This is a genomic window from Bradyrhizobium sp. Arg237L (assembly GCF_029990105.1).
GTDB lineage: Bacteria > Pseudomonadota > Alphaproteobacteria > Rhizobiales > Xanthobacteraceae > Bradyrhizobium.
In genome coordinates this window covers 1-15,243 of the sequence record NZ_JAQMIL010000039.1, presented here as the reverse complement: position 1 = coordinate 15,243, position 15,243 = coordinate 1, and the positions used below count along the sequence as shown (strand labels likewise).

Below are 15,243 nucleotides of genomic sequence, written 5' to 3'. Positions count from 1 at the left end.
AGAACTCATGTCCATGAACAGCACGCTCGCCCAACCTCGCGAAGGCATCAATCCTGCGCGATTAAAGGCGGCCCTGGCCTCCTGGCGCGCCGAGATCGGCGTCGGCATCGCGCTGGCGGCACTCATCATCTACTTCTCGGCGACGGCTTCGAATTTCCTGACCGTAGCCAACTTCGCGACGCTCCTCACCCAGACTTCGGTCGTCGCGATGATCGCGGTCGGGATGACGATGGTGATCATCGCAGGCGAGATCGACCTGTCGGTGGGAGCAACCGTCGGCCTTGCCGGAACCGTGATGTCGCTCCTGGTCGTGAAACTCGGCTGGTCGCTCGTGACCGCAAGCGCACTCGCAGTCGGCATTGCAGTCCTCATCGGCGCCTTCATCGGGGCGCTGCGCGTGATCTGGGCGATCCCGTCGTTCATCACAACGCTGGGGCTGCTGTCGGCGCTGCGCGGCGTCGCGTTCTACGTGAGCGACGGCCTCACCATCGGGCCGATGCCGAAGGCGCTCGACGGTCTATGGTACGGCTCCGTTCTCGGCCTGCCCACACCGGTTGTTCTCATGGCCGGCACGATCGGAGTTGGTTGGCTCTTGCTGTCGCAACTGCGCTTCGGGCGCCACCTCTATGCCGTCGGCGGCAACCCGATCACAGCCTCGCGCTACGGCGTGCCCGTGCGAGGCATCCGCATTGCCGTGTTCATCATTGTCCAGGTGCTCGCGGCGATCGGCGGCATCATGCTGGTCTCGCGGCTGAACTCGGGCAGCGCCACCGTCGGCGAGCACATCGAACTCGACGTGATCGCCGCGGTCATCGTCGGCGGAACAAGCCTGAATGGCGGGTATGGTCGCCTTATCGGCACTGTGCTCGGCGTCATGTTCGTCGCCGTGCTGCGCAACGGCATGGTTCTCGCCGGCATCGACCCCATCGTGTTCCTGATCGCCCAGGGCCTCGTCATCATCCTCGCCGTCTGGTGGAGCATGCTCCGCCGGCAGCGCACACGTGCGGACGGATTCGCATGAGCAAAGCTCCACTTGCCTCGAAGTTGATTACCTTGGCGGAAGCCGCCGGACGCGTTCCCGACGGTTGCCGGCTCGCTCTCGGCGGCTTCGCCGTCTATCAGAAACCGATGGCCTTCGTGCGCGAGTTGATCCGCCAGGGCCGGCGTGACCTGACGATCATCGGATCCGCCCACTCCTTCGATGTCGACATGCTGGCAGGCGCCGGCTGCTTGAAGAAGGTGGAAACGTCTTATGTGGGGCTGGAGAAGCACGGCCTGGCACGCAACTATCGCCGCGCGGTGGAAGGCGGACGCCTCAAAGTCGTGGACTATCCCGAGATGGCCTGCTGGGACCGCTTCCGCGCCAACCAGGATGGCTTCGACTTCTGGCCGGCCAAGTTTCTGGGCGGCAATGATGTCGTCACCTACAACGACGAGATCAAGGAATTCCCTTGCCCCATCACCGGCCGCAGGCTGCACGCTTTCCCGGCTGCAAATCCCGATGTGGTGGTGATCCACGCCATCGCGGCTGACGAGCAGGGCAACATCGTAACGCCGGCGCGGCGGCTGCTGCCGCAAAGCGGCGACGTGCTCATGGCCCGCTCTTGCGAGCATGTCATCGTGACGGCGGAAAAGATCGTAGCAAAATCCTTCATCAAGCGGCACGCCCGTTTCGTCGAGCTGCCCTCCTATCGGATCAGCGCCGTGGTGGAGGTCCCATGGGGCGCGCATCCGACGCCTACGCTGGGGCGATATCTGGCTGACGATACCCACCTCGATGCCTATGTGGCGGCCTCTGCAAGCAACGGCACCTTCGCCGCCTACCTTGATGATTGGGTCCGCCAGCCGGCAGACCATTTCGCTTATCTGGACAAGCTCGGCGCCGCCCAACTTTCCCGTCTCACCGATCTCGGAAGCCTTGCATGACCGCGCCCGCCACCCTCAACGAAACGCTCGCCGTCGCACTGGCGCATAGCTTTGCCGATCGCGAGGTCGGCTTCACGGGTCTCCTCACGGGCGCCGCGGCGGCCCTGTTCGGGACCGGCATCCCGCTTGCGGCCATGGAGCTCGCCAAGCGCATGCATGCGCCGAACCTGACCATCCTGCTCGCCGGCTGCTACCATAACCCGGACTTCAGCGAGATCGACCGGCTGCCCGACTCGGAGCACAGCGCGATGCTGCGCGACCTGCCGTGCGAGTCCCAGATGGTCGACTATCCGGGCCAGTTCGTGCTCAAACGCGGCGATGTAAGCTTCGGATTCAGCAGTGCAGTGCAGGTGGACCGCGTCGGCAACATCAACAGTGTTTGCGTCGGCCCGCACGACCGGCCCAAGGTTCGCCTCGTCGGCCCCATCCTGCAGCCCGAGCACATGACGCTGTTCCGCCGCGAATATGTGATGATGCCACACCATGACCGGCGCAACTTCGTCGAGAAGGTCGATTACGTCTCCGGCGTCGGCTACCCGGGAGGGCTCGACGGGCGCAGGAAGCTCAGCCTTGATTGGGGCGGCCCCTGCATGGTCGTCACCCCCAAATGTCTTTTCGACTTCGACCGCGAGGCCGGGCACATGAAGGTCCGCTCGATCCACTGCGGTGTCAGCCGGCAGGAGCTGCGGGACGCCACCGGATTCGACCTCGGCGACCTTTCATCGATTCCCGAAACCGAGGCGCCGACAGCAGAAGAGTTGCACATCCTCCGCCGCGACGTGGATCCGCGCGGTGTCCTGATGCCGGCCCAATGACAGGATTGACTTCGGCTCAGACACCCCCGTAGATCACGAGTGACGGTTCCCCTCGACGGGGATCAAAAGGGAACGTGGTGCGGGACTTCTCCCCTAAGCCACGGCTGCCCCCGCAACTGTAAGCGGCGAATCTTTCGTCATACGCCACTGGGAGCCTCGGTCCTGGGAAGGCGACGAAAGGTTAGGACCCGCAAGCCAGGAGACCTGCCGTCAGCCGTGGTCACACGCGAAAATGTCGGTCGGGGAGTACAGACATTGCTTTCGCCCAGCGTGCCATAGGCACGTTCGAGCGAGACCTCGTTCGCTGTGACGTGCCACTGACGTCATACCGAGGCCTGCTCGTGCTCTCTATCGTTACTATCCCAAGGCAGCGTGATGCTGCCCGGCTCGCTTTCAGATATTTCCTCCCGGTTCTGCTGCTCGAGTCTTGTTCGGCGAAGGCCCAGCAGCCCGATCCGCCCCATGTCTTACCTCCGGTGAGCGTTACCCAGCCGCAAAAGCCTGCGGCAAAGCGTCTCAATCATCAGCGTTCAACTTCCGCAGCGCGACCTGCGCGATCTCAGTCGAGCCGGAGCGCAGCGGCACGCAGTGCCGCGCCCTCGATCGCAACATCCGACACGCCATCGCCGACGCTGAGCCTGAACAAGCAGAACGCGAGTGGCAGCCGCCTCAACCTCACTCCACTGCAAACGCCCGCCAGCGTCGAAACGATCACCTCGCAGACCATCGCAGAACGCGGCCAGCATAGTGTCACGGACGCGGTCACCCAGAACGCAGTGGGCTTTACCGCAAGCCCGGCCCCCGGTAATGGCGGCCTCTCGTTCAGCACACGCGGCTTCACCGGAAGCAATTCGGTGATGACGCTTTATGACGGCACTCGCCTCTATGTTGGTGCCGGAACCGTGACCTTTCCATTCGATACGTGGTCGGCGGATCGCATCGAGATCATGCGCGGGCCAGCCTCCGTTCTGTACGGGGAAGGCGCGATTGGCGGGATCATCAATGTGATCCCCAAAAAACCGGTCACGACGCCCTACAACGATGCCGAGATGTCGCTCGATACCAATACGACGCGACGCATTGCGGTGGATAGCGGCGGCCCGATCAATCCGAACGTATCCTATCGCGTCAATGCCGTCGGCAACATGTCGAACGGTTGGGTTGACCGCGACGAGACATCGAATGTTGCCCTCTCCGCCGCAGTGCGGGTCCAGGCCGCCGAAAACCTCGCTTTCACACTCTCGAACGACTACGGCAATCGAAGCCCCTCGCGCTATTTCGGCACACCGCTGATCAACGGCGCAATCGACGACGCGTTGCGGTTCAAGAACTACAACGTGCTCGACAGCGCGATCCGCTATCAGGATAACTGGAGCCAGTTCAAGACCGAGTGGGACGCGGCGGACGGAGTCAAGGTCCAGAACACACTCTACTACCTGACCAGCCGTCGGCACTGGCGTGATGTCGAGAATTATAGTTGGAATCCTACGACACAGTTGATCAACCGAACCAGCTACATCGAGATCTTCCACGACCAGGCTCAGGTCGGCAACCGGATGGACGCAACGTTTCGTGGCCATCTGCTGGGCTTCGCCAACGAGTTCGTTGCGGGTTTCGACGTCAACCGGGTGGATTTTACCCACACCAACAATTCGCCCTATGGCGGCGCGTCTTCGGTTAGCCCCTATGCTGGCGACATGGGGTCGTTTGCGGTCACGACGACGCGAACCACGCCCGGCTACAATGCGATCGTCAATCAATACGCATTGTTTGCCGAGGACCGGCTGTCGCTAACCGATCAGCTCTCCGTTGTCAGCGGCATCAGGTTCGACCGACCGGATGTCGACCGCACCGATTACAGGACACCAACGAATAATTTCGATATCTCGCTGTCGGGTACGAGCTGGCGAACCGGAGTGGTCTACACCCCGGTCTCGAACCTCGCATTTTACGGACAGTATGCGACAGCCGTCGATCCCGTCACCAATCTCATCTCGCTGTCGGCCACGCCGAAAAGCTTCCAGCTTGCCACGGGCAAGCAAAGCGAGATCGGAATCAAGCAATCGTTCTGGGGCGGTCGTGGTGAATGGACGCTGGCAGGTTACCAAATCGTCAAGAACAACCTGCTGGTCCCAGATCCCAACAATCCCGCCGGCCTAGCGTTGCAAGTCGGCCAGCAATCCTCGCGCGGGATCGAAGCGTCGATCGGACTAGCGCTAGACGATGGCTGGCGTGTCGATGCCAATCTCGCGGTGCTGCAGGCCAGGTACGACAACTTCAGCCAGGTGGTAGGCGGCAAACTCGTCAGCTACGCCGGCAACGTTCCTCTCAACGTGCCGCAGCAGGTATCGAACGTCTGGGTGACCTGGGATTTCGCGCCGGACTGGTCCGTCTATGGCGGTGTGCAGATCGTGGGGCAAACCTTTTCCGACAACGCCAATACCCAGCTTCGGCCCGCCTACACCGTGGTCAACAGCGGACTACGCTGGAAGCCTGACGAGCAAACAGCGGTCGCGCTTCGTATCTACAATCTCTTCGACACCGTCTACGCCACGTCCGCGCCTTCCGGGCAATGGCTGCTCGGCATGCCGCGCACGGCAGAAGTGTCCATCAACGTGAAGTTTTGATCATGCGTCGCGCCATAATCCGGCGAGGACGGCGGTGGCTTTACATCACCCATCGCTGGGTCGGCATCGCGACCTGTTTGCTGTTTGCGATGTGGTTCGTCTCGGGCATCGTCAACAATTTCTCAGAACTTGATGGCGACGTTGACTTTGACGGCGTGCAAACTGGCATCAGTGGCGATCCGGCCAGTGTAGAGCAGGGCCAGGCTCATGTCTTGCCGCATCAACGTGTCGAGACCCGCCTCCACAAGCAAGGCATCTCTCGCTATGGGAACGCTGGTGATGGCGAATGGCGTGGGGCTGGCGGCGAACGACATCGATGCGGCAGACGTCACGCTATCATAGGCATGCTGCCATCCGAGCGCGCCGCGAGCCGTGGTCAGCCAGGGCCCTGGTGCAGGGATCGGAGCCTGCGCACGAAGACCGAGGGTCGTGAACGTTGCCGAGGTGTCGTTGGCGGCCACGGTCAGAGCCGCCGGTCCCCCGGTTTCTCTGAAGCCGTCGCTGCGGATGCGGACATAAGCGAGATCCGCGAAGGCCTCGGTGGTCATCCAGCCGGTCTGCAGGCGATGTGCAGCTTCGCCAAAGATCTGGGCCGTGCCGGCGCTGTAGTTCGCCTTGGCGATGTCGCCGAAGCCGAGGAAAGCGACCATTCGTGTCGTCGAAATGCCGTGATGCGAGTAGGCGGCCCCCGTGCGGAGCACGATGTCGCCGATCTGGCCACCGCCATAAGCTGCGATGTGGAATGTGTCGATCGTGCCGGATGAGAGGCGAGCATCGACACGCGCGTCCGTCCTCCCGCCGCCAGTTGCAACGCCAAATCGCCAGATGTGATCGAGCGTAACATCGACACCGCCGACGGCGCCGCCGGTGGCCGAACGAAGCGTCGCGGCATTGCCGTCGCCGTTCAGCCGCGTCCAGTTGCCGTAGCCCTGAACCCATGTGGAATAGACCGGCGCGATGACAGGAGGCTGGGCTTTGACCGGCCATTGGGGGCCGGCCTTGGCGTTGCGCGCTTTCTTTGCATAAGACACCGCGGCATCGTCCTCACCCGCCAGCGCGATCGATTGTTGTCCGGCTGGCTCTTGCACGGTGTCCTGCCGCTGCCGGCCAAGAATGGCGTCGCGCAACAGCGCACTCTCGTCCACCATTAGCGAATGCAGGCTGGGATAGACTTCGCCCGACACGCTGTCGAACGCGGCGCGCGCCTGGTCCGGCGTCAGCAGAAGCGCTGCGCCGACCATCGGATTGTTCATGCCGAGGAGTTCAAGCCCGCGTCCCGCCGAGATCTGGTTCGGCGTGCTGCCGATGCCGGCGAAATCGACGCTATTGCGCACCAGCGTGAGGTACACGTTGTTAGCGTCGTAGGCGAGCGACGGATCAAGAAACGCGAAATTCGAGCTGGCTCCGCTGAAGGCGCCGGTGCGGCCGCCGGTCGTAGTCAGGATCGTGTATTGCGTATTCGGAGCATAGTTGCCGGGGCTCGCAAAGACGCGCACGGTGCCGCCGTCGAGGGTGGCGGTATGGCCGGCCCCCGTAATCTGGAGCGCGCCACTGCTCGAAGGGGTGACGCCAACGGTGAAGAACGCGCCCATCTGATGGATGTAATTGCCGTCGAATGCCAGCGTGCCGCTGTCAACCCGCACGTTGCCGCCACTGGCATTCGTGACGTTGCCGACAACCTTTCCGTTGCCCGTGAGCGCGCCGCCGCTTTGCACGTTGACGACAGGGCTATTGAGCTGCCCGTTCACTCGAAGCATGCCCGCTTGCGCGGTCGTGCTCGTGGAGAACGTGCCCGAGCCGCTCAGCGTCCAGTCGACGCCGCTCATTGCCAGCGTTTCGAAATTTTGAAACCTCGCGATGTTTTCGGTGCCGGTCCCTTCCAGGATCAGATTGTCGGCGCCGCTGCCGCCCACGACATTGCCGTTGAGCGCGGAGCCCGTCTGCAAGCGCAAGGTATGCGTCGCGCCGGCGGGGCTGCCGCCAGCAAGCGCGAAGTTGATAGCATTGACCCCGCCCGTGATGGTGCCGCTGTTGGTCACCTCGGCCGCAGCGTTATTTCGAATCAGAATACCGTTCGAATCCGCCGCCGAGCCGCTTCCCAGGTTTTCGATAGTGCCGCTGTTGACGACCGTACCGCCGCCCCAGATTTCGGCAGCGGATCCGCGCGACGACCTTATCGTGCCCGCATTGCTAAAGGACGTGAACGCAGCGCTGGCACTCGCATAAACGCCGTTAAAATCGCCGTGGATGACGCCGGTGCCGGTATTTGTGAAAGCCGAAGGGCCGCCCTGAATCAGCACGCCGGTGCTGTAACCGCTCGTGCGTGTGGCACTGATCGTACCGCTATTGAAGAGTGTGCGTGATGTTCCTTGCCCGATCGAGACCGCATTGAGGCCGGTCTCCGTCTTGATCGTGCCGCCGAAGTAATTGTTGACCGTCCCCCCCATCCACATGGTCACGCCCTCCCCTCCACCACCAGTGATCGTCCCGTAATTGTTCAGCGCTCCCGCGCCACCGGAGGGCAGATGGGCAACGGAATCGAAATAGCCGAAGGTAATCGCGGTCAAAGTCCCCGAGATTGTCTTCCCAGCATTGTTGGTGATGGTCCCGCCCTGCTTGAGCCCGATCGTGTTGGATCCGGACACCGTACCGTCATTTGTCAGCGACCACGGCTGCAGGGTTGCCGATATGGCCGTTCCGCCGCTGCCGACCGTGACGCCATTGGCGATATGCGCTGTCGTTCCGGAGAACGTATCGAGATCTACGCTCGGTGTGTTGGCCGTGATTTCGACATCAGCGGCGAGGACGCGATTACTTGCAACATCATGCGCAAACTGCGAGCCGATAACGGCTGCACATGCCACTGCCGCCGTCCGCACGGCATTCCAACGATCCGTCACGCCCCATCCCCAACCTGACGATTCCTGTCCAGCGCCATGTTTAGCGGCAGCGTTCCCAGCCGTATCCCCGCCAACTGGAGGGGGACATCGAGAAATCCCACTCATGTTTCGCCCCACAATGCGAGCTGCGCGAATGCTTGCGCGCGGGTTCGCGCGCCAAGTTTCTGGCGCGCGCGGTCGAGGTAATATTTGACGGTCGTGCGCGCGATGCCGAGGTCTTCGCCGATGGCGCGGTCGGACTTGCCCGCCCCCACCTTGCGCAAACATTCCAGTTCACGAGGGGTCAGCAGGTCACGCGGCCCTTGCTCGCGCTCGAAGCCACACAATTTCCGCGCACGCTCATGAGTGAGAATTGCGAGGCATCGCAAATGCGCACGCTGGACAGGTGTTGCCGTTCGCTCGCCGCCGGTCATGGTCACGAAAGCGAGTTGTCCGCCCGGACCGTGGATTGGGATCGACAATCCATCCGCCCAGCCCATCTCGGTCACTTCCTTCCAGAATGCTTCTTCCTTGGCAGAGAGCCGCCGCGCGGCTTTTGCCGTCAGCCAGGTGTAAGGACTGGATTGCCGCCGGACCTCCGTGATGGTGAAGTCGTGGGGCGCGAGATTGCGCTGCGTGTAGAGCGCAGTCCACGTCTCCGGCCAATTGCAGAAGTAGAATTCGGGCTTTGCATCGCCCCCGATCGGACGAAAGGCGCCGCAGGCCGAGGCCGAGTAGCCGTAGGCGGCGACTGAGCGGGCGAAAAGACGAGCGAGAGTGGAAACCTGGTGGCACGCCTCTATGGCATCCACGAACTCCCACCCCCCAGGTTGTGAATCTTGTTTGTCGGTCAAAAAATGCCCAGCCTCAGCCGACGAGGCGGTGAGCCTCTTCCACGAGACCGAGCCGTTGACCCCGGAACGCATGCGGGACAATCTGAGGCAGGATCAATCTCTTAAATCGTTGCGACCTATAGCTTTCGGGACAGAATGCGCAGTGGGGCGTATGCGGGCAGAAGCGGGCAAAACAGGACAGCAGCGTGGCGGAGGGGCAGAAACGGCGGCTGGAAAGCTGGAAGGAGATTGCGTCGTTCTTCAATCGGGATGAGCGCACGGTCAGGCGCTGGGAGCGCCTGCGCGGGCTTCCCGTTCACCGCATTCCGGGAGGCGAGCGCAACCTGGTCTTCGCCTACCAGGAAGAACTCGAGCGCTGGCTGGCGGGAGATGTTCGGGATCGCCGGACCGAAGCGTCTGCGGCAGCTCCTTCCGCAGATTTGGCCGTTGAGGCAACAACGGCACCTGCCTCACGCGCTGAACCAGATCAAAGAACTCCGCGTCTCTTCTTCACGGCCATATCGTCCCGCTGGCGACTTGCGGCGGTCATCGTTTTGTCATTTGCGGCACTCGGGTTTGCCGCTCTCGGCGTGCTTGACCAGCGGTCCCTGAAGCCGTCCCGCCAGATCGATCTCGTTCACTCCGGCAAGCCTCCCTACGAACCCTCGCCTGAAGCGCGGGACCTTTATTTGACAGGCGTCTACCATCTCGGCACCCGTCAATCGAACGGCCTCACGCGCGCAATTCAGTACTTCACTGAGGCCACGATCCGCGACCCGCACTATGCCGTTGCCTATGCGAAGCTTGCGGACGCCTATAATACGATCAGCCAATTCACGCTCATGCCTGCGGACGAAGCCTACCCCCGTGCCAAGGCTGCGGCCGAACGGGCCATCGCACTGGACCCTGATCTGGCTGACGCATATGCGTCGCTCGCGTTCACAGAGTTTTACTGGTCAAGGAATTTCACCCAGTCGCAGGAGCTTTTCGAGCGAGCGATCGCGCTTGATCCCTCCTCCGCTCAAACGCGTCACTGGTATGCGCTGACACTGATGCACAGCGGCAGGTTCGACATTCCCTTGCGGGAAATCACCAAGGCGCAGGAGATCAATCCAGAATCCCGCGTGATCTCGGCCAACAAGGCGCTCATTCTGTTTCACGCAGGCCGGTCCACTGACGCCGTCACGATCCTGCGGCAGCTTGCAGATGCCGAACCGAACCTTCGCGCGCCTCCCGAATATCTCGCGACGATCTATCTCAGTCAGCAGCGCTACCAGGACTTCTTGCGTGAGTATCGGACGGCTGCCGAGATGACCAAGAACAACGCGCGCATTGCAATCGCGACCGCCGCTGAAAATGGCCTACGCAGCGGCGGTGAACGAGGTCTCCTGGAAGCGATGCTCGCCGAACAGAAACGCCAATACGCCCTCGGCAGTGAACCCGTCTACAAGCTCGCGGTGAGCGCTGCACTCCTCGGCGACATTGATTTGGCCCTCCAGTATCTCGAGGAATCGATCAGGCGGCAGGAACAGGATATTCTTGGTATCCTTATCGATCCTGCATTCAAGGCGATGCAGGGGACAGCGCGATATCGTCAGCTCGTGGACCGAGTGGGGTTCGCAAGTTCAGACTGAGCAAAATAATGTTTGCTGGATAATCCATTTTCACTGACGTGCACGAGCCTCCGCAGTTTCTCTCGCGAGGCTTTCTACAGAGTTACTTAAGCAATTAATCAGGTCGAGGAGCCGCGAGCTTCCTTGTAAGAGCGCAAGACAAAGGCCGCAGCAGGCAAGCCGAATCTCCTTTACAAAACCTGAGCGCGAGATCAGTATCTCCACACGCGGAGATTTCACGTCGGCAGGTTTCCATGAGAAACTACGAAGCGAGCCGCAGGTTCATTTCGGAAGTCACCGCAATGGTCAGTCGTCTGGAGGCCATTCGCCACTACTGGGCGCAGCATCTGGGCATAACCGATGCTCAGTGGATCATTATTGTTGCCTTGGCCGAGTTAGACGGACGCGATGGTGTATCCGTCGAGGCCATAGCGAAGACACTGCAGGTGAATACATCTTTTGTCGTGAGGCAATTGAATCTGTTGGAGAGAGCGGGTCTGCTTCAACGTGAGTCCCCCTCCTCGAACACTCAGCTAGCAACTCTCTCTTTGACAGAAGCGGCCTACTCGCATCTGGCGATGCTGTCGTCTGAACAAGATGCGCTGCATGAGCTAGTTCTGGCTGAGTTTGGGCGCCCTGAACTCGACAGGGTGATCGACAGGCTCGCCAGTTTGAACCATCAGCTTGAAAAGGCCGCGGCCGAAAAGGCCCCGCTGCCTTCGTAGCGCAGTCTATCCGAGGCCACGTCCTCACTGCACCGCATACTGAAGCCCTGTCGCGCAAACAGAACCCCCGGCAATCGCTTGCCGGGGGGCTTGATTAAGTTTCGTGTGAAACGAGGATCAGAAGTTGCGCTGAACGCGAACGTTCAAGCTGAACGTATCCTGGTCCTTGAAGTCGTACCGAGCGGTCGGCATCGGCGCCGACGGGGTAAGGATAGCAGAGCCAGTGAACTTCTGGTCGAGGTGGAACCACATGAATTCGCCCGAGAACGTCAGGTTCTTGACCGGGGTCCAGCGGGTGATCGTACCGAGCTGCGAGACGTTGAAGTCGGGGTTACAGCTGAAGTCGGCACTGGTCGCTGTGAGGCGGGCAGCAGTGAAGGTGGAGCAGACGAAGAATTTTGCCGTGTTATCGTAGCTCACGCTGGAGTAGCTGCCGAACAAGCTGCTCGACCAGTAGGGATCCCAGTTGTGGTTGAACGCACCACGGACGCCCCATGCTGTCGTCAGATGGATTTTCCCATCAGCACCAAACAACGGACCCGCCAAGCCAGCCGGTGCATATACTCCGTCCGTCACCGCCCCGAAGCCGATGCTCCCGAAGGAACCGAAATTACCGCTACCGAACATCGAGAACGGGTTAGGCGATGTCGACGACGTCGAGATCACCTGCTTGGTGTTACCCTTGGCAAAGGTGGCATCGATCTTGAAGTCGTCGCCGGGACCGGTCGGGATGTTCTTGATCTGCAACGCAGCCATCACCGCGCCGCCCCACTTGGTGTCGGGGTGACCGGAGAGTTCAGACAGATTGGTCGGCGCCGCACCCGGCAGACCGACCGCACCGGCAGGAGCACCGACCGTATTCAGGACATTGTAGGAGCCGTTGACTTCATGCGCCGAAGCCGAAATCTGGAACAGACCCCAAGCCTGGTCGATGCGGATGTTACCGACGACGTCGGGCGCATGCACGCCGGCATAGGCGTTGGCGACAGCGCCCTGTGACGTGAGCGGCACGGTCAGGTTGGCCACGACGGTGCGGTCGAAGACGGTCGGATCATCGAGGCCGATGGTGCCCGACACGCCGTTGCCGAACTGCGCGGTGTACTGGATGTTGTTCACGCCGGTGACGGTGTCATGACCGCCGAGCAGGAACGACGAGTTGTTGCCCGGATAACCATGCCACGGCGTCGCGTAGGCCGATGCCGACTTACCGAAGGTGAAGCCCGCGAACTGGATGAACACGAATTCGACCGCGACATAGCCGCCGCCGGGAGTGTCAAGCAACTGAGAGCCCGCGACCGGGAGCGAACCGTTGATCGAGTTCGGGTTGGTGGTGCTGCCGCCGAGCGTCGAGAACTGGAAGTCGGCTTGAGCGAAGGTACGGACCACGCCATATTCGGTCGCGGTGCGGGTATCGACCGTCAGCGCCATACGGGAGCGGGCGGCGAAGTAGTCGGCATACCGGTTCTGCTGACCGAGGTCGCCCGACCACGCCGGCTGATTGTAGATGCTGCCGTTGAACGTGGTGTCGACACGCAGGTAACCACCGATCTTCATGCAGGTGTCGGTGCCGGGGATGTACCAGAAACCGGCGCCGTAGAGCGAACAGATCCTCACGTACTCGACCGCTTTGGCCTTGACGGGAAGATCGGCCGCCTGTGCCCCGCCCATGGCGAGCAGACCCGCCGCTGAGCCGAGGATAAGGCTCTTAACCATCTTCATGTTAAACCTCCAAGTTGCTCTGTAAGGAAGAGCTGCGGATCCGCCGGGTAAAAACCCTGAAGCTGATTCCCTAGTCCCCCCAAAACCCGTCAAGCCGCTTCGCGCTTTCGGACTCCCGCGAAAACGCGAGGGACTTAAGCGAACCACCAAGAACGGGACGACTTCGGGATGCCCCCCTCCGTCGCTGTTCCATAAGAAACGAAGGTCTCCAAACGCGCAACAAAAGAGAGAGGAGTCCGCAGGTACCTCCGCTTCTTTTCGGACGCATGTTGCACAAATATCACGGCGCTGTGAGTGGGCGTGATCGACCAACACACTGAAATAATTAGCTTATTTTGCCTCAACGCCCGACTGAAATTTAGGCACTCACCAGAAGGGAACTCGATAGCGCGTGCGCGGGGAGGTTTACGATGGCACGAGATGATCCCCACAGGAGAATCATCGAGGAGAATCATTCTTCCTTGAAGTCGCCGATCCATTGATTGCCGGTCGCGCTGGGACCCATGCCTCGCAGACCCGCCAAAACCTTGCCAACCGTCTGTATGTTAACGCCTGTTCACGGATCTCTTGTCTCTGGCACGGCCCCGAAACATCATCCAACGCCCTTTCCGGCGGCGACCGTAAAGCGCCCGCAAAGGGGCTGACGAAGACGCAGGCGTTTGACCAAGATCTTGGCCGAACGCGCCGCCGAAAAGCGCGACGCCGGTGAGGTGCTAATCCGCGAGGCGGACGCTCTCGCCGCCGAGAGTTCGAACAAGCGCATGTGGGCTTATGGCGGGCCGATCGGTCGACCAGGCGATCAACGCGAGGTACGGCTGGCTCGAGATCAAGTGCTCGCGCTGCAAGGTACCGCGTAGCAGCGCGCTCGGCTCCAGCCTTGGCTTCGCCCGCATCGTATGGCGCAAATTGGTGCGCCATGCAGCAAGGCCGGGACTTTGGCTAGCGTTGCAGGACACATCGCCCGGTCTGCGCCATTGATCTACGTCGATATGTGGTTCTTGCCGTTCTTCCCTTTATTGCAGGCGGCCTTGGCACCAGCGCGGGCGAGCTGAAAACCTTTCGGATTGTTGTAACCCCGCCCCGATCGGATCGAGACCCGCACTACGCTGCTATCCAACGTCTTCAAGGAGGAAAAATATGCTGAATATGCGAACGCTGTTGGCAGTCGCCATACTTCCATTCCTTGCAACCTCATCATCGGCGCAAACAGGACAACAGACGGATAGGACTAGGGCGATACGTGCTCAATGCTTCAGGCAGGCCAATGAGGCGGCAAGAGCCCAAGTGGGCATGCTTCTGCTAATCCCGCTGCCACTGCCGAAGGAAACGCTGTTGGCGCAGACGCCTACTACTCGTGCATCCGTAGAAACGGACTCCGAAGGTAAACACACCCTCGGCGAGGATCGGTCTCACCTGCATCCACTTGCGCTTGGACAGCCGAAATGTCCCCGAGCGCGAGATACTCACGCAGGTCCGGCAGATCCTCGACGAGGACTGCCCTGCTCCGCTTCAATCCGCTTCAGTTCATCAGCAACCCTCAGACGGCTAAGCGGCAACGCATAAGCACTTGCCGTGCAAGCTATTGCGACCGCCGTCGTCTGAACCAGTTGCCATCGTTTGAGTGATGCTGCACTGCATGAGTCCGCATGCGGCCCAAAAACGGACATGCAGGGAATTTCGGCCGAACTTCTGAGACGGCATTCTGTTTTCGCTACGGCCTGCTTCGCTTCGGACGCAACGACGATTTCGATGCTTGGCCCGCGACAGAACGACCCGACGGGCAAATCACTCGAAAGTCTGTCCACCCTTGCAGCGAAAAATATTCCGCTTTCGCCGTCGGGCAAATCAGTGATTTAACTCCGCGCGGCTCACCCAAGATGAGGGGCGGCTCGCGATCGTCACGAACGTTGCGGTGAGATGCGGTGGACGTTGGTGTGGCGAAAGGCGAACGCAACATCAGCGGACGGCGAAGTCGTGTGGTCCTGGCGCCCCGACGCTGGCGCTAAGTTTTTCGCGCGAACTTTTTTTCGCGCGAGAGATGACGGTGGCAAGAAAGCCCGGTCACCGGGGAGAGCACGAAGGAAACCGTAAAACCATCGCGCAGGG

At 61.1% G+C, this 15,243-nt stretch carries 10 protein-coding genes and 1 riboswitch; of the genes, 7 read left to right on the top strand and 3 right to left on the bottom strand.

Annotated elements, in window-relative coordinates:
* Positions 1-7 precede the first annotated feature (7 nt).
* The 4 genes from OZ411_RS23115 (at position 8) to OZ411_RS23100 (ending at position 5,368) form a co-directional block, all read left to right on the top strand.
* On the top strand, positions 8-1,021 hold the full coding sequence (locus OZ411_RS23115) for an ABC transporter permease (RefSeq protein ID WP_282529792.1): 1,014 nt from the start codon (positions 8-10) through the stop codon (positions 1,019-1,021).
* Positions 1,018-1,926: a CoA-transferase gene (locus OZ411_RS23110; protein WP_282529791.1), complete on the top strand. Its 909-nt coding sequence runs from the start codon at positions 1,018-1,020 to the stop codon at positions 1,924-1,926. The genes OZ411_RS23115 and OZ411_RS23110 overlap by 4 nt, the downstream gene beginning before the upstream one ends.
* A complete protein-coding gene (locus OZ411_RS23105; protein WP_282529790.1) occupies positions 1,923-2,741 on the top strand; it encodes a hypothetical protein in 819 nt (272 codons plus the stop codon). The genes OZ411_RS23110 and OZ411_RS23105 overlap by 4 nt, the downstream gene beginning before the upstream one ends.
* A gap of 26 nt (positions 2,742-2,767) precedes the next feature.
* Positions 2,768-2,968: riboswitch (cobalamin riboswitch) on the top strand.
* Between the two features lie 249 nt (positions 2,969-3,217).
* The gene (locus OZ411_RS23100; RefSeq protein ID WP_282529789.1) at positions 3,218-5,368 is read left to right on the top strand and encodes a TonB-dependent receptor; all 2,151 of its coding nucleotides are present in this window, start codon (positions 3,218-3,220) and stop codon (positions 5,366-5,368) included.
* A 122-nt stretch (positions 5,369-5,490) separates the two neighbouring features.
* Here OZ411_RS23100 and OZ411_RS23095 read toward each other — a convergent pair whose 3' ends face one another.
* Both OZ411_RS23095 and OZ411_RS23090 read right to left on the bottom strand, forming a co-directional pair.
* Positions 5,491-8,268 carry an autotransporter domain-containing protein gene (locus OZ411_RS23095; protein WP_282529788.1) on the bottom strand — a complete coding sequence of 926 codons (2,778 nt, stop codon included), beginning with the start codon at positions 8,266-8,268 and terminating at the stop codon, positions 5,491-5,493.
* 101 nt (positions 8,269-8,369) lie between these two features.
* Positions 8,370-9,059: a LuxR family transcriptional regulator gene (locus OZ411_RS23090; protein ID WP_282529787.1), complete on the bottom strand. Its 690-nt coding sequence runs from the start codon at positions 9,057-9,059 to the stop codon at positions 8,370-8,372.
* A 227-nt stretch (positions 9,060-9,286) separates the two neighbouring features.
* Between OZ411_RS23090 and OZ411_RS23085 the strand changes: the two genes are divergently transcribed.
* Positions 9,287-10,714 (top strand): hypothetical protein, encoded by a 1,428-nt coding sequence (locus tag OZ411_RS23085; RefSeq protein ID WP_282529786.1) that lies wholly within the window; start codon positions 9,287-9,289, stop codon positions 10,712-10,714.
* 233 nt (positions 10,715-10,947) lie between these two features.
* On the top strand, positions 10,948-11,418 hold the full coding sequence (locus OZ411_RS23080) for a MarR family transcriptional regulator (RefSeq protein WP_282529785.1): 471 nt from the start codon (positions 10,948-10,950) through the stop codon (positions 11,416-11,418).
* A 117-nt stretch (positions 11,419-11,535) separates the two neighbouring features.
* Here the strand turns inward: OZ411_RS23080 and OZ411_RS23075 are convergent, their stop codons facing one another.
* Complete coding sequence (locus OZ411_RS23075) at positions 11,536-13,137, bottom strand: porin (RefSeq protein WP_130584076.1); 1,602 nt, start codon at positions 13,135-13,137, stop codon at positions 11,536-11,538.
* A 659-nt stretch (positions 13,138-13,796) separates the two neighbouring features.
* Here OZ411_RS23075 and OZ411_RS23070 point away from each other — a divergent pair.
* Positions 13,797-13,994 carry a hypothetical protein gene (locus tag OZ411_RS23070; RefSeq protein WP_282529784.1) on the top strand — a complete coding sequence of 66 codons (198 nt, stop codon included), beginning with the start codon at positions 13,797-13,799 and terminating at the stop codon, positions 13,992-13,994.
* The last annotated feature ends 1,249 nt before the right edge of the window (positions 13,995-15,243 follow it).